This window comes from Marinobacter arenosus, assembly GCF_019264345.1.
Classification (GTDB): domain Bacteria; phylum Pseudomonadota; class Gammaproteobacteria; order Pseudomonadales; family Oleiphilaceae; genus Marinobacter; species Marinobacter arenosus.
Genome location: NZ_JAHVAO010000001.1, coordinates 2,838,553 through 2,860,173, shown reverse-complemented (window position 1 = coordinate 2,860,173; position 21,621 = coordinate 2,838,553). Strand labels below are relative to the sequence as shown.

The 21,621-nt window shown below is 61.2% G+C and carries 22 protein-coding genes; 8 read left to right on the top strand and 14 right to left on the bottom strand.

Features of this window, described 5'->3' with window-relative positions; translation table 11 throughout:
• Window positions 1–174: 174 nt before the first annotated feature.
• Window positions 175–1,533 carry a cyclic di-GMP phosphodiesterase gene (locus KXD86_RS13060; RefSeq protein WP_218636441.1) on the top strand — a complete coding sequence of 453 codons (1,359 nt, stop codon included), beginning with the start codon at window positions 175–177 and terminating at the stop codon, window positions 1,531–1,533.
• On the opposite strand, the gene KXD86_RS13055 is transcribed toward KXD86_RS13060, so the two are convergent.
• From KXD86_RS13055 to KXD86_RS13045, 3 genes are all read right to left on the bottom strand, one after another.
• Window positions 1,530–1,961, bottom strand: coding sequence for a hotdog fold thioesterase (locus tag KXD86_RS13055; protein WP_218636440.1), 432 nt, complete (start codon window positions 1,959–1,961; stop codon window positions 1,530–1,532). The genes KXD86_RS13060 and KXD86_RS13055 overlap by 4 nt on opposite strands.
• A gap of 91 nt (window positions 1,962–2,052) precedes the next feature.
• A complete protein-coding gene (locus KXD86_RS13050) occupies window positions 2,053–3,435 on the bottom strand; it encodes a ribonuclease J (RefSeq protein ID WP_218636439.1) in 1,383 nt (460 codons plus the stop codon).
• Window positions 3,432–4,184, bottom strand: coding sequence for a substrate-binding periplasmic protein (locus tag KXD86_RS13045; RefSeq protein WP_218636438.1), 753 nt, complete (start codon window positions 4,182–4,184; stop codon window positions 3,432–3,434). Before KXD86_RS13045 ends, KXD86_RS13050 begins: the two co-directional genes overlap by 4 nt.
• A 195-nt stretch (window positions 4,185–4,379) precedes the next feature.
• Between KXD86_RS13045 and KXD86_RS13040 the strand changes: the two genes are divergently transcribed.
• Window positions 4,380–5,063, top strand: coding sequence for a type 1 glutamine amidotransferase domain-containing protein (locus KXD86_RS13040; RefSeq protein WP_218636437.1), 684 nt, complete (start codon window positions 4,380–4,382; stop codon window positions 5,061–5,063).
• Here the strand turns inward: KXD86_RS13040 and KXD86_RS13035 are convergent, their stop codons facing one another.
• The 10 genes from KXD86_RS13035 to KXD86_RS12990 form a co-directional block, all read right to left on the bottom strand.
• Window positions 5,064–5,531, bottom strand: a complete 468-nt coding sequence (locus KXD86_RS13035) for an acyl-CoA thioesterase (protein WP_218636436.1) — start codon at window positions 5,529–5,531, stop codon at window positions 5,064–5,066. It lies immediately after the preceding gene.
• 45 nt (window positions 5,532–5,576) lie between these two features.
• Complete coding sequence (locus tag KXD86_RS13030) at window positions 5,577–6,755, bottom strand: benzoate/H(+) symporter BenE family transporter (protein ID WP_218636435.1); 1,179 nt, start codon at window positions 6,753–6,755, stop codon at window positions 5,577–5,579.
• Window positions 6,756–6,870: 115 nt separating this feature from the next.
• The gene (locus KXD86_RS13025; protein ID WP_218636434.1) at window positions 6,871–8,220 is read right to left on the bottom strand and encodes an MFS transporter; all 1,350 of its coding nucleotides are present in this window, start codon (window positions 8,218–8,220) and stop codon (window positions 6,871–6,873) included.
• A 62-nt stretch (window positions 8,221–8,282) separates the two neighbouring features.
• Window positions 8,283–9,062 (bottom strand): benzoate diol dehydrogenase BenD, encoded by a 780-nt coding sequence (gene benD, locus KXD86_RS13020; protein WP_218636433.1) that lies wholly within the window; start codon window positions 9,060–9,062, stop codon window positions 8,283–8,285.
• A complete protein-coding gene (benC, locus tag KXD86_RS13015) occupies window positions 9,059–10,087 on the bottom strand; it encodes a benzoate 1,2-dioxygenase electron transfer component BenC (protein ID WP_218636432.1) in 1,029 nt (342 codons plus the stop codon). The genes benD and benC overlap by 4 nt, the downstream gene beginning before the upstream one ends.
• Window positions 10,088–10,107: 20 nt before the next feature.
• Entirely contained in the window at window positions 10,108–10,599 is a 492-nt protein-coding gene (gene benB, locus KXD86_RS13010; RefSeq protein WP_218636431.1) for a benzoate 1,2-dioxygenase small subunit, read from the bottom strand.
• Window positions 10,596–11,972, bottom strand: a complete 1,377-nt coding sequence (locus KXD86_RS13005; RefSeq protein WP_218636430.1) for a Rieske 2Fe-2S domain-containing protein — start codon at window positions 11,970–11,972, stop codon at window positions 10,596–10,598. The genes benB and KXD86_RS13005 overlap by 4 nt, the downstream gene beginning before the upstream one ends.
• A 123-nt stretch (window positions 11,973–12,095) precedes the next feature.
• Entirely contained in the window at window positions 12,096–13,037 is a 942-nt protein-coding gene (catA, locus tag KXD86_RS13000) for a catechol 1,2-dioxygenase (protein WP_218636429.1), read from the bottom strand.
• Window positions 13,038–13,106: 69 nt separating this feature from the next.
• Window positions 13,107–13,397 (bottom strand): muconolactone Delta-isomerase, encoded by a 291-nt coding sequence (catC, locus tag KXD86_RS12995; protein WP_218636428.1) that lies wholly within the window; start codon window positions 13,395–13,397, stop codon window positions 13,107–13,109.
• A 34-nt stretch (window positions 13,398–13,431) separates the two neighbouring features.
• Window positions 13,432–14,553 carry a muconate/chloromuconate family cycloisomerase gene (locus tag KXD86_RS12990; RefSeq protein ID WP_218636427.1) on the bottom strand — a complete coding sequence of 374 codons (1,122 nt, stop codon included), beginning with the start codon at window positions 14,551–14,553 and terminating at the stop codon, window positions 13,432–13,434.
• 106 nt (window positions 14,554–14,659) lie between these two features.
• On the opposite strand from KXD86_RS12990, the gene KXD86_RS12985 reads away from it, so the two are divergent.
• The gene (locus tag KXD86_RS12985; RefSeq protein ID WP_218636426.1) at window positions 14,660–15,562 is read left to right on the top strand and encodes a LysR family transcriptional regulator; all 903 of its coding nucleotides are present in this window, start codon (window positions 14,660–14,662) and stop codon (window positions 15,560–15,562) included.
• On the opposite strand, the gene KXD86_RS12980 is transcribed toward KXD86_RS12985, so the two are convergent.
• Window positions 15,563–16,342, bottom strand: a complete 780-nt coding sequence (locus tag KXD86_RS12980) for an IclR family transcriptional regulator domain-containing protein (protein ID WP_218636425.1) — start codon at window positions 16,340–16,342, stop codon at window positions 15,563–15,565.
• A gap of 198 nt (window positions 16,343–16,540) precedes the next feature.
• Between KXD86_RS12980 and KXD86_RS12975 the strand changes: the two genes are divergently transcribed.
• The 5 genes from KXD86_RS12975 (at window position 16,541) to KXD86_RS12955 (ending at window position 21,573) form a co-directional block, all read left to right on the top strand.
• A complete protein-coding gene (locus KXD86_RS12975) occupies window positions 16,541–17,356 on the top strand; it encodes a CoA transferase subunit A (protein ID WP_218636424.1) in 816 nt (271 codons plus the stop codon).
• Window positions 17,356–18,144 (top strand): CoA-transferase subunit beta, encoded by a 789-nt coding sequence (locus KXD86_RS12970; RefSeq protein WP_218636423.1) that lies wholly within the window; start codon window positions 17,356–17,358, stop codon window positions 18,142–18,144. The genes KXD86_RS12975 and KXD86_RS12970 overlap by 1 nt, the downstream gene beginning before the upstream one ends.
• Window positions 18,145–18,152: 8 nt before the next feature.
• Window positions 18,153–19,355, top strand: a complete 1,203-nt coding sequence (gene pcaF, locus KXD86_RS12965; RefSeq protein ID WP_218636422.1) for a 3-oxoadipyl-CoA thiolase — start codon at window positions 18,153–18,155, stop codon at window positions 19,353–19,355.
• Window positions 19,356–19,370: 15 nt separating this feature from the next.
• Window positions 19,371–20,159: an alpha/beta fold hydrolase gene (locus KXD86_RS12960; protein ID WP_218636421.1), complete on the top strand. Its 789-nt coding sequence runs from the start codon at window positions 19,371–19,373 to the stop codon at window positions 20,157–20,159.
• Between the two features lie 238 nt (window positions 20,160–20,397).
• Entirely contained in the window at window positions 20,398–21,573 is a 1,176-nt protein-coding gene (locus KXD86_RS12955) for an ABC transporter substrate-binding protein (protein ID WP_218636420.1), read from the top strand.
• Window positions 21,574–21,621 lie beyond the last annotated feature (48 nt).

Here is a 21,621-nt window from a genome sequence, read left to right as displayed (position 1 = left end):
ACGAAAGCTCTTCACCCTTTCCGCTTGAAACGATCGATTAGCGTATCCGTGACAGACCGACTAACCTCTTGGGTGTGTGATATTTGATCAGATTTTACAGGCTGAGTCGTTCGTTGCGGACGGATTTCCCTCGAAACAGACGTAAATGCCGTCAGGGATGGCCGGAAACGTGTTATGGGTACACCGCATCAGGAAATCGTAGAGACCTGTATTGACGTCGCCGAGCTCGCAGTGGGCATGCACGTCGTGCGTCTGGACAGGCCCTGGGAGGAAACCAATTTCCTCCTTCAGGGCTTCGTGATTCGCGACGCTTCCGAGATTGAGGCGCTGCGGTCACAGTGCGAGTTTGTTTATATCGAAGGCCGCGTCGAACGGCCCGAATCGCCGCCACCCACCAGGGATGCCGAGCCGGCCCCACCGTCCGGTGGCTTTTTCGGTTTTTTCAGGCGCGGGAAGCACACGGCGCGGCCCCGGAAAGAGACCACCCCGAACGTTCCCCCTCGCCGTCGTGTCACCTACATCAACAAGGTGGACATGGGCACGGAAATGAAAACCGCCGTGATCCGGTTCGAAGATGCCCAGAACACCGCCAAGTCGATCATGGCCGGTTTGCGGCTGGGGCGAACGCTGGACCTGAACAACGCCCGCGCCGTGGTCAACAGCTGTGTCGACAGTGTGCTTCGCAACGAAAACGCCCTGTTGCTGCTTACCAAGATCAAGAACCAGGACGAATATACCGCCGAGCACTGCATCAACGTTTCGATACTGTCTGCGGCGTTCGGCAAACATCTCGGCTTGCTGGAGGGTGAGATCCGTAACCTGGCGCTGTGTGGGCTGCTCCACGACGTGGGCAAGGTGAAGATTCCCGAAGAGGTCCTGAACAAACCGGGCGCGCTGACACCCGACGAATTCCAGATAATGCGCAAGCACACCAGCCACGGCCGCACCATCCTGATGGGCACCAGCCAGTCCCTGAATACCGCCGTGGACGTCGCCTACAGCCACCACGAACGGGTCGATGGCCAGGGCTATCCACGAGGCCTGGAAGCGCAGCAGATCCCCTACTTTGCCAAGCTGGTCGGGCTGGTGGACACCTACGATGCCATCACCAGCAACCGTATTTACGATACTGGCCGGGCTTCCATGCAGGCGCTGGAAATCATTCACAAGCATCGCGACAGCCAGTTCGACAAGGAGCTGGCCGAGGCATTTATCCAGATGATTGGCGTCTACCCGCCCGGTTCAATCGTGGAAATGCTGAATGGCGAGGTGGCCATTGTGGTCGAGACCCACCGCAAGCATAAATTGAAACCCAAAGTGCTGCTGGTGCGGGAGGCGGACAAATCCGTGATGACGCCGTTCAGACACCTCGACCTGATGCAGGCCCCACGGGATGGGGCCGGACAGCCCTACCAGATTGCGCGAGAGGTACCGGATGGCACCCACGACATAGTGCTGAAGCATTTTGTCGATGACGGCCTGATTCTCGCCGCCCCCGTTCCGGAAGAGCCTGGCCAGCCCCCGATCACCTAGCGTTGGGAGAGCTTGGTGACCGCCATGGTCAGGCGTGAGATACAGGTTGTCTTGCCCTGCTCATTTTCAAGCCGGATCTCCCAGACCTGGGTGGCACTGCCAATGTGGAGGGCTCTGGCTGTACCGTAAACCCACCCCGTCCTGACCGGTCGCAGGTGATTCGCGTTGATATCCAGGCCCACCGCCACGGTTTCCGGATCCTTCAGGCAACAGTTTGCGGCCATGCTGCCCAGGGTTTCCGCCAGCAACACCGAGGCCCCGCCGTGAAGAATTCCGAACGGCTGAACCGTGCGCTCATCAACAGGCATCCGCCCTTTCACATAATCGTCACCAACTTCCAGGTACTCGATACCCATGTGGCCCACCGCCGTGTTCCTGCTGGATTCCATGAACGCGTCGAGATTCGGGGTGCGGGTCCAGATCGCCATGTTTGACGGCCTCCATCAATTGCTGGTTGTCATAAGAAGGGACCCAGTCTAACCAGATAGGATGCGAACGACTATCGGAAATTGGGCGAAATCAGTCGACCCGGACCAGTGTCTGCCGGTCCCAACCCAACCGGCCGGTTTCGGCGATCTGCCGTCGCATGCCCGGCACCGGACGGATCATGAACAGGTCACCATTGCGGCCAACCAGCGCCCGGTTAACGCCACACCCCTTGGCAATCTCGGCGTGGGTATCCATGTGCTTGGCTTCCCCGTGCACCGGAATGGCAATCTTCGGTTGGACCCACTGGTACATGGCCTCAAGCTCTTCCCGGGCGGGATGGCCGGAGGCGTGGATCGGTACGGCCGACTCCTCGGCGGTAATGACCGTCACGCCCAGCTCCCTGAGCCGGCGGACGAGGGCATCAATCGCCTCCTCATTCCCGGGAATGGCCCGGGCACTGAAGATCACCGTGTCCCCGGCTTCCAGTTCAAAATCCGGGTGGTTGCCCGACGCCAGCCGACGCAGTGCGGTGCGCGGTTCACCCTGGCTTCCGGTCGCCACCGCCAGCACTTCCGCCCGGGGCAAATAGCCCAGATGTGACGGGGTAATCAGGCGGTCGGCAGCATCCCATACGCCGGCTGCCCGCGCCGCACTACTCATGTTGATCAGCGAGCGCCCGAGCAGCCCCATGTAGCGCCCGGTTTCACGGGCAATCATCGCGAGGGTGTGCAGGCGGGCAATGTTGCTGCCAAAGCAGGTAACCACGACCCGTCCCTCGGCGGACCGGACGGCGTCCAGCAACCCCTGGTGCAGGGCCGCCTCGGAAACGGAATGGCCAGCCACCGTGGCGTTGGTGGAATCGCAGACCATGGCATCCACCCCTTCGGCAGCCAGATCGGTGAAGGTCTTTCGGGAATAGCCATGGCCGACCAGGGGTTGATCGTCCAGCTTCCAGTCGCCGCTGTGGAAAATGTTGCCAATGCCCGTCCGGATCATCAGGGCATTGGGGTCGGGAATGGAATGGGTCAACGCCAGCCACTGCACGTTGAACGGACCGATCTGCCGGCTGTCCCCGGTCTCGACAACCATGATCGGCACCCGGTGCAGCAGGTCGAACTCGGCCAGCTTGCGACGCAGTATCTCGGCGGTAAACCGGCTGGTGTAGATCGGGCACTGCAGCAACGGCCACAGATAGGGCACGGCGCCCACGTGGTCCTCATGGGCATGGGTAATGACCAGTCCCGCCAGCCGGTCCCGGCGATCCGCGATGAACGCCGGGTCTGCCATCTGGACCGGCGGCTCGCCACTGTGATGAACGGTGCCGTCGGCTGCCACACGCCCGGGCCTGGGGAAGGTCACGCCACAGTCCACCATGAGCCACTGGCCGTCGTGCCCATACAGATTGAGGTTCATGCCGATCTCGCCGGTTCCACCGAGCGGCAGGAACCAGAGGTCGTTGTGATCTGGCGTCATTGGCTTTCGATTTCCAGGTATTTCAGCACAAGATCCTCGTAGATGCCTTCCATTTCGATCAGTTTAAAGGCGGCCCGGATGTCGGCGGCGTACGCCAGCACGTTCGATTTCTTCGCTACGGCGATGAATGATCGCTCACCCGGCACAAAAAAGGGCGACACGGAGGCACTCACGCCGAGTTTGGCGACGGTGTACTTGCCCACCAGTTCCGGAGCAATGACCACGTCTACCCGCCCCCGCTCCATCATCAACATCAGGTTTTCGTAACGGGGCGCTCGCTCCTTCATCAGCTCGTCGTCCTCGTCGAAACGGGGAAAGTAACTCGAGCCGTCGAGGACACCGATCACCCGACCGTAGAGATCGGAATAGCCGTCAATCCGGTGGGTATCGGTCTGGTAGAAAAACAGGCGGCGTTCGGGTGGAAAGGCCGGAGCCACGAACTCCAGGAAGCGTTCCCGGTCCTCCGTTCGCAGCGGACCCAGCACAATGTCCACCTGGCCCTCTTCCGCCAGGCGGAGCACCCGACGAAACGGCGCTTCCCGATAGCGCACGTTCCAGCCGAGCCGGGCGGCGATCTCCTCGAAGATATCTACGTAAAGACCGGTACGCTCGCCATTGCTGATGATTCGATAGGGTGGCGCATGATTCACTCCGACTGTGACGGTCAAGGGCTCGATCGTTTCCGTGCCCTGCTGCGCCCATCCCGGTATAGCCATGAGCGCAAGCACCATCAATGTCAATGCTCGCATGCTTGTTGTCCTTCCATGAATGTCTCGCACGTGCCGTCTGAGGTTATCAGACAATACCCAGTATAGCCGCCAACAGATCTGTCGCGCCGCGATCGGCGTAACCAACGGTTGAAATTACTCAGCCCGGCACAACCTTGAGTGACAGGCGCAGTTGAGATTTGCCATTCATTCGTCAATACAAAGGACGGACTCACTATGAAAATTCTGATGGTTCTGACTTCCCATGATCAAATGGGCGACACAGGCCACAAAACCGGCTTCTGGCTGGAAGAATTCACCGCCCCCTATTACGTCTTTAAAGATGCCGGCGCCGACATCACCCTTGCGTCCCCGAAAGGTGGCCAGCCGCCCGTCGATCCGAACAGTGAAGCGGAAGACGCCCTGACCGAGACCACACGTCGCTTCCAGCAGGATGCCCATGCCAAGGAATCGCTTGCCAGCACCAAGAAGCTGAGCGACGTCGACATGAACGATTACGACGCCATTTTCTATCCGGGTGGCCATGGCCCGCTGTGGGACCTGGCCAACGACAAGAAATCCGTTGAACTGATCAAGACGGCCTACGATCAGGACAAGGTCATCGGTGCCGTCTGCCACGCCCCCGCCGTGTTCCGGGACGTGGAAATCAAACCGGGTCAGAACCTGGTTGGCGGCCGCGATGTGACGGGCTTCAGTAACAGTGAGGAAGAGACTGTCGGCCTCACCCAGGTGGTGCCCTTCCTGGTCGAGGACATGCTCAAGGAGAAAACCGGGAACTATACCTGCGGTGACGATTTCACGCCCCACATCGTGGTGGACGGAAAACTGATCACCGGTCAAAACCCGCCCTCCTCGGAAGGCACCGCCAAGGCCGTGATCCAGGCCCTGCAGGGGAGCTGATCAGCCCTCCTGACGCTGCTCCCCGGCGTGACTGATGAGTACGCCGGGAGCGCCTGCCTCCAGCAACGCCCTGATTGTCTCCGGAATCGACACCTTGGCCATCTGCGAGGGCTGGATCATCACGTAGGTGATGTCGGCATCCGCAATCAGCACCCCATCGCCGTAGCGATGGAATTCCAGGTGCAGGGTGAACGAGGTGTTGCCGATGCGCCCTGCCCGGATGCGGGCCTCCAGCACGTCATCGAATTTTGCCGGTGCCTTCCAGTTGACCGTCAGGCTGACCACCTGAATGTCCAGATCCTGGTCCAGCAGACGCTGGTAATCCCCGAACAACGTCCGGATGTATTCGTTGACGGCAATATCCACAAAGTCCCCGTAGCGGGCATTGAAGACAACGCTCTGGGCGTCGCATTCGCCGTAGCGCACGCGGAAACGGAAGCGGAATGGCAGATCAAGCTGGTCGGTCATGGTTCACCCGGCACGGAAAATGTGAAGCCAGCGTAACCGATTCGTTCACGATTTTCCGCCAGCCCTGCCATTGAGCACCAGATAGCAGCCATACCCGATCACCACGCCCCAAAAGGCCGAGGACAGACCGAAGAGGGACATGCCCGAGGCGGTGACGATAAACGCAATCAGCGAGGCCTCCCGGTGGCTGGCGTCTTCCAGGGCCGAGAACAGGTTGCCGGCAATGGCACCCAGCAGTGCCAAACCCGCCAGTACGGCGACAAACGCGGCCGGCAGGGAGGTGAACAGGCTGACGATGGTGCCGGCAAACAACCCGCCCACCAGGTAGAACACGCCGTTGGCGACCCCGGCGATGTAGCGTTTGCCCGGGTCCTTGTGGGCATCCTCCCCGGTGCAGATGGCCGCCGTAATGGCGGCAACGACGGTGGTGATACCGCCAAACAGGGCCATGGGCAGCGACACCAGGCTGGCGACACTGATCACCGGCTTGGCTTTGACGTGGTAGCCGGCCCCGTTAAGGATCGCCATGCCCGGCAGGAACTGTCCGGTCAGGCTGACCAGCACCAGCGGGATGGCCAGGCTCAGGGTCGACCCAAGGTTCCATTCCGGCGCGATGAACTGCGGCACCGCAATCCTCCAGTGCACACCGGAGAGCGAGGCGCCTTCCAGCACCACCGCCAGGATCACGCCGGTGATCAGCAGCAAAACCAGCGTGTACTTGGGTAGCAGGCGCCGGAACACCACATACGCCACCAGCATCCCCAGAGCCAGGGCCGGGGTGGTTTCAATGGAGGTAAACGCCCCGACTCCGAACTGAAACAGGATGCCCGCCATCATGCCCGCGGCGATGCCCTTGGGAATGGCACGAACAAAGGCGTCGAAGGTACCGGTTACACCTATGACGAAAATGATAACGGCGGCGGTGATGTAGGCGCCAACCGCCTCGTTCAGGGAAAGTTCGGGAAACAGGGTGACCAGCAACGCCGTACCGGGCGCGGACCAGGCGGTCACGATGGGCGCCTTGAGCCAGAGACTCAGCACGATGCCGGAGATGGCTGCGCCCATGGAAATCGCCCAGACCCAGGACGTCATCATTTCCGGCGAGATACCGGCGCTGCTTCCGGCCTGGAAGAAAATGGCCAGCGGGCCGGAATAGGACACCAGCACCGCGAGGAACCCGGCCACCACCGCAGATAACGACAGGTCTTTCATAACATCAGGCATGAAAAATCCTTACTGAGGGCCAATCAAAAATTAAAAAAAGGCCCGGCAAGCATACGCTCTCGGGCCAAAGAGGGGTACGACTGACTGTCTACCCAGACACAACGACAACGCTCAATCAGTTACTCGCAACCGCGGCCGAACGCCGCACAGGCTCTGTGGTTCTGAACCGGGAAGCCTTGCGCCCCACCAGCGCGACGGCAACGGTTGCGATGACGCCCGGAATGGCCAGCGCCAGGAAGTTCATGTGGTGCGGCAGCGCCAGAGCCAGCAGGGTTCCGCCAAGCATGGGCCCGACAATCGCACCGTTGCGGCCGATACCCGACGCCCAACCCAGGCCAGTGGAACGGATACTGGTCGGGTAATACTGGGCCACATAGGCGTACAGCAGGATCTGGGAGCCAATGGTGGTCGCGCCCGCCACGCCCATCAGCGTGTACAGGAACCACATCGGGCTCTCATAGCCGAGCAGGACCAGCGAGCCCGACCCGAGTACAAAGAAACTCACCAGCACCGAGCGCAGGGAAAACCGGTCGGCCAGCCAGCCCCCACCCACGGCACCGATGATCGCGCCTACGTTCAGGACCATCAGGAACATCAGGCTTGAACTCAGGGCATAGCCGGCGTTGGACATCAGCTTGGGCAGCCAGGACCCCAGCGCATAGACCATCAGCAGGCAGCAGAAGAACGCGGTCCAGAACATCAGGGTGCTCATGGCCCGGCCACCCCGGAACAGCTCCAGTACGGGCGCCTTGCTGTCGGTGGTGGCTGGAAAAGTCAGCCGGTCCAGCTCGTTGATGTCCCTGAAGGGTGCAACCTGCTGGAGAATACGCCGTGCTTCATCGTCCCGCTTTTTCGCCATCAGGAAGGCCACGGACTCCGGCAGGAATTTCAGCATGAATGGCAGCATCAGCATGGGCACGACGGCCAGGTAGAACATGATCTCCCACCCGAAGTTGGGCACGATCCAGATACCCAGGCCGGCCGACATCATGCCGCCCACGGCGTAGCCACTGAACATCAGCGCCACCAGCGTGCTGCGCTTGCGCGCCGGTGAGTATTCACTCATCAGTGAGACCACGTTGGGCATCACACCGCCGATACCCAGGCCGGCAATGAAGCGCAGGATACCGAACTGCCAGGGCGTGGTGGCAAACCCGTTGATCACCGTGGTAACGCTGAACAGCACCACACAGGCAATGATCACGTTCTTTCGGCCCAGCCGGTCCGACAGCATGCCAAAGCCCATGGCCCCGAACATCATGCCAAACAGAGCGCTGCTGCCCAGAAGCCCGGCAACATAGGGGTTCAGGCCCCACTGCTCCATCAGCAGCGGCAACACCACACCGTAGATCACCAGGTCGTAGCCATCAAAGATGATGATCAGGGTGCACCAGAAGAGCACCTTCCAGTGGAATCGGTTGAAGGCGGCGTTATCGATAACGTCGTTTACGTCGATGTTTCTCATGATCTCTCACTCCCGCTGTTGTTCTTGTGCGGAGTTAATGGAATGGGTTGATCCGGGCGGTTCTAGCCCAGGTCCCCGCCTGCCACCGGCAGGACGGTCCCGGTCATGTAGGACGAGGCGTCTGATGCCAGAAACAGAATCGGTTCGGCCTGTTCGTCCAGGGTTCCGTAACGGTGCATGAAGCTGTTTTCCGTGGTCTGGTCGACCAGCGTCTGGTACCACGCCTTTTCCTGGTCGCTCTGCTCGCTGGCATTGCGCGGTGTCAGACGCGGTGGCGCCTCGGTACCGCCCGGTGCCGCAGCATTCACCCGGATGTTGTGGCCGGCATACTCATACGCCATGTTCACGGTCATGGCATTGACGCCGCCCTTGGCTGCGCCGTAGGGCACTCGCATCAGCCCCCGGGTTGCCACCGACGACACGTTCACGATTACCCCGCCTTTCTGCTCCAGCATGTAGGGCAGCACGGCGCGACAGCTCCACAGGGTGGTGAACAGCGAGCGCTGGATTTCCTTTTCGATCTGCTCCGGCGTGTAATGCTCGAAAGGCTGGGCCCAGATCGTTCCGCCGACGTTATTGATCAGGATGTCGATGCGGCCGAAATGCTTGTGGGCCTCCGCCATGACGGTTTCGGCGCCGGCCCAGGTTTCCAGGTTGGCCTGGACCGCCACGGTGTCCGCGCCCTGATCACGAAGCTCCGCCGCCACACCCTGGACGTAGTCCGCAATGTCCACCACCAGCAGCCGCGCGCCCTCGGCGGCGGCCAGCTCGGCAACGCGCTTGCCAATGCCCTGGGCCGCGCCGGTGATCACCATCACCTTGTCCGTGAATCGCGCTTTCATGCGACCTTCTCCTCGGCGGCCGGCGCACTCGGGGTGAACTTCTCGTAGTGGAACGAGTTCGGCTGGATGCCTTTCTCCCGGAAGAATCCAAGCACCGAATCCACCATCGGTGGCGGCCCGCACAGATAGACGTCCACATCGCCGTCGTTCAGCGGGGCCTGGTCCATGTGATGGGTGACATAGCCCTTGCGCGGATGATCGCTGTCGTCGCTGGAGACACAGGTGACATAACTGAAGTTGTCCAACTCCCCGGCAAAGCGGTCGAGGATATCCAGGCACACCAGGTCATCCTCGTTGCTCACGCCATACACCAGGTGCGCTGGCAGGTCACAACCATTGGCCTTCATGTGTTCCAGCTTGGCCAGGAACGGCGCCAGGCCGGTACCGCCTGCCAACATCAGGACCGGTCGCTCGATGGGGCGCAGGTAGAAACTGCCCATCGGGCCGGTCAGGGTGACCTTGTCACCGGTGCGGGCCTTGCCCACCAGCCAGGAGCTCATCAACCCGCCCGGCACGTTCCGGATCAGGAAGCTCAGATCCCGGCTGCCGGGTTTGGAGCTGAAGGAATAGGCGCGGGTCTGATCCGTACCCGGCACCTGGATATTCACGTACTGCCCGGGCAGGAACGCGATGTCGTCGTCCGAGGTAATTTTCAGCTCGATGGACGTGGGCGAAATCAGGTTCACCTCGGCCACCGTGCCGGTGACTTCGGCATTGCCGGTCTTGCACAGGGTGGACGCCACCGGGACTTCGACCACGCAATCGCTGGAGGGCACCATCTGGCAGGTCAGGATCATGCCCTGCTCGAGTTCCTCGTCGGACAGCGCCTCGTCGATGTATTCGTCCCCCAGGTCGAAGTTGCCCTGATGGCAGGCACCCTTGCAGGTGCCGCAGACGCCATCGGAACAGTCCATGGGCAGATTGATCTGCGCACGGTAGGCGGCATCCAGAACCGTCTCGCCCTCGTTGCAGGAGACAAACCGGGTAACGCCGTCTTCAAAGTTCAGTGCGATGTTGTAACTCATGATGCTGCTCTCCCCATCAATTACAGGTGGTAAACGTCCACCACCTGATTGATGCAATCGTTGGTCAGAACGATTTTCTTGAACCGGATCAGTGGCTCGCCGCCACGCACATCCAGGGTGTAGAAAGACGTTCCGTAGTATTCCTGGGTTTTCTGGTACCGGTAGGACTTGGTCAGCCAGTTGAACCGGAGCTGCACTTCGTTGTCGTCCTGGGACAGAATTTCCAGGCCGCTGATGAAGTGATTGGTACGCGGTTCCGGCAGGGAACTGGCGCCGGAGCGCTCCGTCTTCAGTCGGTAGACCCGATCCTCAAGACCATCCTTGCTGGGGTAATAGATGAGCGAGATCTCGCTTTGCGGATCCTCGGTCAGCTCGTCATTGTCATCCCAGGCCGGCATCCAGTAGGTGACGTCCTCGTGGTAACACTCCAGCCAGCGGTCCCAGTCGCGATCGTCCAGGTAGCGGGCCTCACGGAGGATGAACTGCTCGATATCGTGGTAGCTAAGGCTCATGCGGACGCCTCCTCTTCGGTCACGGGGATGAAACGGGCACGCTCGGCATCAATGGCACGGATCATCTCGTCCTGCCAGTGCTTGTGATGGTTCACGTACAGGCCTTCGTCTTCGGGCTTGGAGCCACTCATGGTCGGCTTCATGTCCAGCTGGTTGGCATGGTCGTCCGGCCCGTCGATCCAATGAGCGGCGCCCCGGCTCATGTCGTTCCAGCGCGCGTCGCGGGCTTCGTAGCCACTCTGGCAGGCGCGGAATTCCTCCAGGTCGTCCGGTGTGCCCATGCCGGACACGTTGAAGAAGTCCTCGTACTGTCGAATGCGCTTGGTGCGCAGCTCAGCCGGCTCGTTCTTCGGACCGAACGCGTAGATGGTGACCTCGGTCTTGTTCACGTCGATCGGGCGGGTGACCCGGATCTGTGTGGAGAACTGGTCCATCAGGTACACGTTCGGATACAGGCACAGATTCTTGGTGGTACGGACGATGGAATCGGCACGGGCCTCACCGTAGGTTTTTTCCAGTCGCTCCAGCTGGCTGAAGATCGGACGAACCTCAGGGTTGAGCAGGCGCGTCCAGAGCATCATGTGGCCGTTCTCAAAGGAGTAGAAACCGCCTTCGGCCGACCAGCTCTTGGCGTCCACGGCCTCGGTGCCGCCCTTTTCATAGTTGCGCTGGCCCATGGTGGACAGGTAGTTCCAGTGCACGGTGCTGACGTGATAGCCGTCGGCGCCATTCTCGGCGGTCAGTTTCCAGTTACCCTCATAGGTGTAGGTGGAGCTGCCGCGCAGAATCTCCAGACCGTCCTCGGACTGGTCGACGATGTTGTCGATGATCTTGGTGGTCTCGCCCAGGTGCTCCTCCAGGGGCAGTACATCGGCATTCAGGCTGCCGAACAGGAAACCACGGTAATTGCCGAACTTGGGCATCTCTTTGAGATCGTGGGAACCGTCGGTGTTGAACTGTTCCGGGTAGCCGCCCTTCTTCTGGTCCTTCGCTTTCAGCAGTCGACCATCGTTGCTGAAGGTCCAGCCGTGGAACGGACAGGTGAACGAGGTCTTGTTGCCGCGCTTCTTGCGGCAAAGGGTGGCGCCACGGTGGGAGCAGGTGTTCAGGATGGCTTTCAGATCGCCCGCCTTGGTCCGGGTGATGATCACCGGCTGACGCCCGACGGTCACTGTGAAGTAGTCGCCCGGGTTCGGGATCTGACTCTCGTGGGCCAGGTAGACCCAGTTGCCTTCGAAGATGTACTTCATTTCCAGGTCAAACAGTTCGCGGTCGGTGAAGATACCGCGATCGCACTGGTAGCGACCGGTTTCCGGGTCCGCGACCACCGCATTGCGGACCTTGTCTGCGAGTTGTTCAAGTTTGTTGCTCATGTCATCTCACTCCTCTTGTTCTTGTGATGCCCGGTTTCGGGCGTGAGTCTCCCCGGGCCACCCCGTTTTCGGGGTGGCCGATCACAAAAACGATGAACCTTGGGTGTCGGTGGAAGAGGCCGTTCAGGCCGCCTCACCCTCCAGTGCGCGCTTGCGCTCGTGACGGGTCTGGAGCTCCGGCTTGTCGGTCGACACCAGCTGGATATTGAACTCCACCTCGGTGAACGGCGCGTTCAGGCCGAATGCCTCGGCCCTGGCGGGGTCCTCAATGCGGTTGGCGTCAACCACCAGCTCGTCCCGGGTCGCGAAGGCAAAGTCATCGTAGGTGTACTCATCACCAGCCAGGTTGATCTGGGTGGTCAGGTGTTTGAAGCCCGGCTTGGAGATAAAGAAGTGGATGTGCGCCGGACGGTTGCCATGACGGCCCAACAGGTTCAGCAGCGCCTGGGTGGAACCCTCGGGCGGGCAGCCGTAACCGGACGGGATGATGGAGCGGGCGGTGTAACGGCCATTCTCATCGGTGACGATCCGGCGACGCAGGTTGTACTCGCTCTGTGACTGATCGAAGTAGGAGTAGGCACCCTTGGTGTCCGCGTGCCACACGTCAACCACGGCGTTGGTAACAGGGTGACCGTTCTCGTCAGTCACCTGACCGGTCAGGATCATGGTCTCGGCGTTCTCATCGGAGCCATCATCCATGCGGGCGAAACCGTCGCTTTTGGGCGCACCGGCCACGTACAGCGGGCCTTCGATGGTGCGCGGCGTGCCGCCGTCCAGGCCTGCCTGCTCATCTTCCGCGTCAAGCCGGATGTCCAGGTACTTGTCCATACCCAGGCCCGGTGCCAACAGGGCGGCCTCACCGTTCTGGCCCAGTTCGTTTACGTAGTACACGGCTTGCCAGAATTCATCCGGAGTGACATCAAAGTCTTCGATAATCTGAAAAACATCGTGCATAACCCGGTGAACAATCTTCTTCACCCGTTCGTTCCCACCGTCCGTGTTGAAGCCGGCAACTTTCTCCAGCAGGTCCTTCACTTCCGCAGTTTGCATGGTTTTAACGGTCATTGTTGGTCTCCTCGTACTCTTGTTGTTGTTGCTCAAAACAGCTCTTCGGTTGGCAACGGTGCGTTGGGTTTAACGGTCGTCCTCATGGATCGAGGACGGATGTCGGCACAGGGGCGCGACAGTGATATCCATGTAGGGGAACAGCGGCAGGTTGCTGATCAACTCCTGCAATTCGGCGTTGTCCTCCACATCAAAGATGCTGACGTTGGCGTAGCTGCCGGCCACCCGCCAGAGGTGACGCCACTTGCCCTGGTCCTGCAGACCCTGGGCGTAGGCTTTCTCCCGGGCCTTGATGTCCGCGGCTACGTCGGCGGGCATGTCGTGGGGGATGTTCACCTTCATCTCAACTTTGAACAGCATGTACTTTCCTCCGTTTTCAGAGCGTTCCGGTGCCTCAGGCTTTCCGGCGGTAATGGGCCAGTTTGTCTTCGTCGAGTGCGATGCCCAGGCCCGGGCCTTTTGGCAGGTCGACCCCGTTGTCATGGAAATTCAGGGGCGTGGCCACGATGTCGTCTTTCATCAGCAGAGGACCAAACATCTCGGTACCCCAGTGCAGGTTTTCGAGGGTGGACCAGGCGTGCAGCGACGCGGCGGAACCGATGGTGCCCTCCAGCATGGTGCCGCCATACAGACCGATACCGGCGGCCTGGGCGACCGCTGCCTGCTCCAGGGCGCGAATCGGACCACCGGCCTTGGCAATTTTCATGGCGACGGCGCCGGAAAAGCCGGCTGCGGCCAGGTTGTACAAATCCTTGGCATCTGCGACGGCTTCGTCCGCGAGAATGGGGATATGGAATTTGTCCGACAGGCGCGCCAGGGCGGCGTAGTCTTTCATCGGTGTCGGCTGCTCCACCAGATCAATGCCTGCGGCCTGCAGTTCCGCCATCCCCCTGGCGGCGGTGGCCTCGTCCCAAGCCTGATTCACGTCCACCCGGACACTGGCACTTTCGCCCACCGCATCCTTGATTGCCGCCACGTGGCGCACGTCGTCCATCAGGGCGCGGGAACCGATCTTCAGTTTGAAATCGCAGTGACGACGGGTTTCGATCAGGCCGAGGGCTTCCTCGATGTCCTTGCCGGTATCGCCACTCGCCAGGGTCCAGAGCACCGGAAGGTGCTGGTGGACGGAACCGCCAAGCAGATCGGAGACCGGGCGATTCAGGCGCTTGCCCTGAAGATCCAGCAACGCGGTTTCAATGGCCGACTTGGCCAGGTTGTTGCCCCGGGTCGAGCGGTTTAACATTACCCTCAGGGTATTGATGTTGCCGGCGGGCTGGCCAATCAGTTGCGATTTGAAATAGGTATCAATGGTAAGTTTCACGCTTTCGGGGCTTTCCGGACCGTAGGCCAGTCCACCGATGGTCGTGGCTTCGCCCAGTCCCTCGATGCCATCGGAGTCCTTCATCCGCACGATCACCATGCTCTGAACCCCCATGGTTGTCATGGAAAGCTTGTGAGGGCGGATGGTCGGGATATCGACCAGTATCGCTTCGATGGATTGAATGGTGGCGGACATGGGCTCTCCGAATCGCAAGTTAGAAATCCTGTGATTCGAACAGTACGAAGTTTCACGGATGTGAACCAATATTGATTAAGTAATAACCGATACCCTGGAGGTATGGATGGAGCTGAGACACCTGCGGTACTTCGTGGCAGTGGGAGAGGAAGGCAACCTGACCCGGGCCGCCGAAAAGCTGTTTATTGCACAACCACCGTTGACCCGGGCCATGAAGCAGCTTGAGGAGGAAATCGGGGTCGAGCTGTTTGTCCGCAAACCCAGGGGGCTGGAACTGACCAACGGCGGGGAGTACTTCCTGGAGCAGGCGCGACAGATTCTGGACAAGGTCACCGCAACGGTCGAAGACACCCGACGCATCGCCCAGCACCGCAAGACCATTTTCTCCATCGGCTTCGTGCCGTCGGTGTTCTACGGCCAGCTACCGCTGATGGTCCGGCGTCTGCGCCGGAACAAGAACCTGGAGATTGTGCTGCACGAGCTGAAAACCCGGGAGCAGGTGGAGGCCCTGAAAACGGGCAAGATTGATATCGGCTTTGGCCGCATCAGCATCGAAGATCCCGACGTGGAGCAGGAACTGCTGTTCGACGAGCCGATCATTGCGGCCATTCCGGCCGGCCACCAGCTGACCCGACACCCGCCGTCCATGAAAGAACTGTCGGCCTGGCCCATGGTGACCTTTCCTGCGGGCCCGGGTCCGAACTTCGCCGACATCACCCAGGGCCTGTTCCACCGGCGCGGCCTCAAGATCCACGTCAGCCAGCAGGTCAATGATCTTCAGACCGCGCTGTCCCTGGTCGCCTCCGACATGGGCTTTACCCTGGTACCGGAACAGGTCCGGAAACTGAACCGCGAGGGTGTGGAGTTCATGCCTCTGGAGGACAACAACATCACCACACCGGTCATCGCCTCGCGCCGGCGCGGCGAGAACCCGAATGCTGTCATGCGCCTGGCCAACACTATCCTCGCCGAGCTGGTGGAGAACCGGCTGACTGGACGCTATCCCTGATCAGCGGGTGGTCTGCCGGACCTTCTCGGCAATGGCCTGAAGCCGCGGAAGGTAGACACCCATGAGGGTGTCCAGGGTCACCCTGGCCGCATTGGTGCTGATATTGATCGCCCCCAGCAGCTCGCCACTGCCCGCGAACACCGGAACCGCCACCGACCGCAAGCCCTGGTCCAGCTCCTGGTCCACGATGGAATACCCCTGCTCCCGGGCCTTGTAGATTTCGGCGCGCAAGGTCTCCTTGCTGGTGATTGAGGATGGCGTGAGCGCCTTCAGGTCGACGCGACGGAGAAATTGCTCCAGCTCATCCTCCGGCAACTGGCCAAGCAACACCCTGCCCATGGAAGTATAGGCCGCCGGCAATCGGGTCCCCACGGAGAGCGTGATCGCCATCAGCCGCTGGCGCGCGGCCGAACGCACGACATAGACCACTTCATCACCGTCCAGCACCGCCAGTGACGAGGATTCACCCAGCTCGGCGGTAATGTCCTCCAGGTATTGCTGAATCACCGCCCGGTACTGGTTCGAAGCCTGGTAGGCGTAGCCCAGCTGCAACACCCGGGGCGTCAGCTCGAACTGGCGACCGCTGCGCTTGACGAACCCGAGCGCGTGCAGGGTGAGCAGAAAACGCCGCGCCTTGGCCCGGTCCATGTCCGTTCTTGCGGCCACTTCACTGAGGGTCATGCGCGGGTGCTCGGCATCGAAGGCCTGGAGCACGTCCAGCCCCGAGGCCAGCGCCCCCACATAGTCCCGATCCCCGGGCTTGAGAATCTGTTCGTCCATTCCGGCTCCTTCAATGCCTTGCGCAGTCAATGTCAGCGCATGGTACCAGCTCGTTCGCAGTCCGAACATCCGTGCACTTTTCGAAATTGGTGAAAATTTGTACTTGACGATGCAAATCGAATCGCGCCATTATGTTCGCATATTAAACTTCTGTTCGCATATCGAACTTATCAACCGAGACACGAAGGAGACACTGCGATGGCTGAATTCCTCTCCCTCCAGGAAGCGGTGAGCAAACACATCAACAACGGTGACACCGTGGCGATGGAAGGCTTTACCCACCTGATTCCGTTTGCCGCGGGGCACGAAATCATCCGTCAGGAAAAGCGCGACCTGACCCTGATCCGTATGACACCGGACCTGGTGTACGACCAGATGATCGGTGCCGGCTGCGCGAAGAAACTGATCTTCTCCTGGGGCGGTAACCCGGGCGTGGGCTCCCTGCACCGGCTGCGAGACGCGGTTGAGAAAGGCTGGCCGCACCAGATCGAGATCCTTGAGCACAGCCACGCCGCCATGGCCAACGCCTATGAAGCCGGGGCCGCCGGCCTGCCGCTGGCGGTTCTGCGTGGTTACGTCGGTAGCGACCTGCCGAAGGTGAACGACCAGATCAAATTCATCGAGTGCCCGTTCACCGGAGAGCGCCTGGCTGCCGTGCCCTCCGTTCGCCCGGATGTGGCCGTGATTCACGCCCAGCGGGCTGACCGCAAGGGCAATGTGCTGATCGAGGGCATCGTCGGTATTCAGAAGGAAGTGGTCCTGGCCGCCAAACGCAGCATCGTCACCGTGGAAGAAGTCGTCGACGACCTCGGTGCCTCCGTAAACGCCTGCGTGCTGCCGTCCTGGGCGATCACCGCCATTGCCGAAGCCCCGAAAGGTGCCAAACCCTCCTACGCCCTGGGTTACTACGACCGGGACAACGCCTTCTACAAGGACTGGGATGGCATTGCCCGTGACAGAGACACCTTCCAGGCCTGGCTGAAAGAAAACGTTTTTGAAAAAGGAGCTGCGTGATGAGCCTCGAATTTACCTCTTCGGAAATGATGAGCGTCACGGCCGCCCGGGCGCTGACCAACGACATGACCTGCTTCGTAGGCATTGGTCTGCCCAGCGAGGCCGCCAACCTGGCGCGCCTGACCCACGCTCCGGACGTCACCCTGATCTATGAATCCGGCACTCTGCAGACCAAGCCGGACGTTCTGCCCCTGTCCATCGGTGACGGCGAGCTGTGCGAATCCGCGCTGACCACGGTGTCGGTCCCGGAGATGTTTCGCTATTGGCTGCAGGGCGGTCACATCAGTGTCGGCTTTCTGGGTACCGCCCAGATCGACCGTTTCGCCAACCTGAACACCACCCTGATCGGCGATTACCGGGAGCCCAAGGTCCGCCTGCCGGGCGGTGGCGGTGCACCGGAAATAGCCACCAACGCGAAGGAAGTGTTCATTACCGTCAAGCACTCCAAGCGCACTTTCGTTAAGGACGTGGACTTTGTGACCACCGTCGGCTTCGGTCGGGACGGCAAGGCCCGGGATAACGTCCCTCACATCGGCCGCGGCCCCACCGTGGTGATCACCGACCTGTGTATCCTCAAGCCGGACCCGGAAACCAAGGAACTGGTGGTCACCTCCCTGCACCCGAACGTCACCCGTGAGGACGTGATCGAGGCCACCGGCTGGAACATCCGCTTCGCCGACGAGCTGGACACCACCTCGGCTCCCACGGCCAGAGAACTGGACGTGCTGCGGGATCTGAAAGCGCGCACAAACGCCCATCACTCTTCGACTCAATCTGGCCAACAGTGAGGCAAGTTATGACTGACGTATTTCTCTGTCACCCCCGCCGTTCGGCCATCGGTCGCTTCGGCGGCACCCTTGCCAGCGTGCGCCCGGACGACCTGGCCGCCCACATTTTCAAGGCCGTGCTGGAGCAGGCTCCGGAACTGGATCCGGCCGCCATCGACGAAGTGATGATGGGCAGCGCCAATCAGGCCGGTGAAGATAACCGAAACGTGGCCCGCATGTCCGCGCTGTTGGCTGGTTTGCCCACTTCCGTACCCGGTACCACCCTCAACCGGCTGTGCGGCTCCGGCATGGACGCCGTGGGCACCGCATTCCGCGCCATCCGCGCGGGTGAAATGGAGCTGGTACTGGCCGGCGGCGTGGAATCCATGTCCCGCGCCCCGTACGTGATGGGCAAGGCCGACACCGCCTTCTCCCGCGGCCAGAAGATCGAGGACACCACCATCGGCTGGCGCTTCGTGAACCCGTTGATGAAAAAGCAGTACGGCATCGACTCCATGCCAGAAACTGCGGAGAACGTCGCCGAAACGTTCAATATCTCCCGGGAAGATCAGGACCTGTTTGCGTTTCGCTCCCAGCAGAAAACGGCCCGGGCGCAGCAGGATGGTGTGTTCGCCGAAGAGATCGTGCCGGTTTCGATTCCGCGCCGGAAACAGGATCCGCTTGTCTTCGACACCGACGAACACCCTCGCGAAAGCACCCCGGAGAAGCTCGCCGCCCTGCCCACGCCTTTCCGTGACAATGGCAGCGTGACGGCCGGCAACGCCTCCGGCGTCAACGACGGCGCCGCCGCCATGCTGGTGGCCAGTGAAGCTGCCGTGAACAAACAGGGCCTGAAGCCGATGGCAAAGATCCTCGGCATGGCCACGGCCGGCGTGGAGCCGCGCATCATGGGCATCGGCCCGGTACCGGCGGTTCGCAAGCTGCTGGAGAAACAGGGCATCGGCATCGACCAGCTTGATGTAATCGAGCTGAACGAAGCCTTTGCCGCCCAGGGCCTGGCCGTGCTGCGTGAACTGGGCATTGCCGATGACGATCCCCGGGTTAACCCGAACGGCGGCGCCATTGCCCTTGGCCATCCCCTGGGGATGTCCGGCGCCCGTCTGCTGATGACCGCCGCTCATCAGTTGCAGCGCACCGACGGCCGCTATGCCCTGTGCACCATGTGTGTCGGGGTAGGTCAGGGCATTGCTACACTCATCGAACGGGTCTGAGCCGGGGAGCAAAACATGGCATTTCTCAAACACAACGGCCGTACACTCTGTTACCGCCTGCTCGGCGACAGCGCCAAGCCATTGATTCTGATGGCCCACCCCCTGGGCATGACCCAGGGTGTCTGGGACGACATGCTGCCGTCCTTACTGGGCAAATTCCGGGTGCTGACCTGGGATTTGCCGGGCCACGGCGCAAGCGCCGCCTGGCCGGCCGGTTCCAGCCGGATCACCCCGGACGACCTGGCCCGGGAAGCCCTGGCGCTGGCAGACAACGCAGGGGTCGAGCAGTTTCACTTTGTCGGCACCTCAATCGGCGGCGTTATTGGCCAGCAACTGGTCAGCCAGCACGCCGACCGCCTGCTGTCCGCCACGCTCACCAATACCGGAGCGGTCATTGGCACCGCCGACGCCTGGAACACCCGTTCGGCCAACGTACTGGAACTCGGGCTCCAGACCATGGCCGTGGACATCGTGCCACGCTGGTTCGGACCCAACGCCTGTGAACAACAGCCAGCGCTGGTGGAAGGCTGGCGGGTGATCATGGGGCGCGGTGATAACCGCAGCTATGCCCTGCTGTGCGAGATGCTGGGCCGGGCCGATTTCCGTGAGCAACTCGGGCACCACCAGGTGGCACTGGCATTGATCGGCGGCACTGACGACGTGGCCACACCCCCGGAAACACTTCAGGCACTGGCCCAGTGCAGCGGCGCGCAGGAACCGGTCATCCTGGAAGGGATTGGCCATGTTCCCTCGGTGGAATGCCCGCAAAAATTCAGCCAGATGCTGATTCGTAACCTGGTCTGACCATCGGCCAGGCGAGACCGTCCTGGTGGCGGTGTGTTGTCTTCCCAGGGTCTTCTCCATGTGACCCCTTGCCCAGCGGCTCAGCCCCTGGGCTTTTTTGTGCCCCAATCCACTGAAATCCATCGCTTCCATCCCGGCTCTGCAACCACCGGACACGCCTGTGCAGAAAACGGATATTTCTTAAGCCCCTTCCCGCCTCTAATGACAGAACCCACAACAACAAAATTGAGGTGAGCACATGAACCCCATTAAAACCCTTGCCAGCACTGCCTTGGCAACCACCCTGGCCGCCGGGCTTTCTACCTCTGCCCCGGCGGCTGCCGGCGACCCGGTGAAAATCGGTGTCATGCTGCCGTTCAGCGGCATCTACGCCCAGCTGGGTGAGGCCGGTCGGGACGGCCTCAGGCTGGCCCTGAAACAACGTGTCGACCAGTTGCACGGTGCCGAAATCGAGTTCGTTGAGCTGGATACTGAGGCCAAGCCCTCAAGGGCCCCGGAACTGGCCTCCTCGCTGCTCAACCAGCACAAAGCGGACTTCGTGATCGGTCCGGTTCACTCCGGTGTTGCCATGGGCATGATCAAGATGCTGCGCGGCAAGGACACCATCATGATCATCCCCAACGCGGGTTCGGCCGCCGCAACCGGCCCCCTGTGTTCGCCCAACGTGTTCCGGACCTCCTTCTCGTCCTGGCAGCCGTCCTACCCCATGGGCAAGGTCGCTCTCGATAAGGGCTATAAAAAGGTCTACGCCATCAGCTGGAACTACGGCATGGGCCGCGAGAGCCTGGATGCCTTCGCCGAATCCTTTGAGGCCGGTGGTGGTGAAATTGTCGAGAAGGTGCTGCTGCCCTTCCCATCCACCAACTTCCAGTCCCACGTCAGTGACATCGCCGACGAGCAACCCGACGCCGTGTTCACCTTCTTCGCCGGCGGTGGAGCCATCAAGTTCGCCAAGGATTACGACGCCATGGGCCTGCGCGGCAAGATCCCGCTGCTGGGTTCCGGCTTCCTGACCGAAGGCACTCTGGAGGCCCAGGGCCCTGCCGCCGAGGGCATCATGACGGGCCTGCACTACGCGGAGCAGCTCGACATTCCCGAGAACCACGAATTCCGTGAAGCCTTCAACACCGAATACGGCCACTACCCCGACATCTACGCCGTGCAGGGCTACGACGCCGGTCAGGCCATCGCCGACACCATCGACCAGCTGGGCGGCGACATCTCCGACAAGCAGGCGGTGATCAGCACCATGGAGAAACTGACCATCAACAGCCCGCGCGGTGCATTCACCTTCTCCAAGGCTCACAACCCGATCCAGAACATCTACCTCCGGGAAGTGAAAGATGGCGTGAACGTGGTGCAGACCGTTGCCGCCCAGGCGCTGGAAGATCCGGCCCGCGGCTGCAGGATCTGAGCAAGGGTTCCGATGACTCCCGGCAGCCGCCGGGAGTTTCCCTCCCCC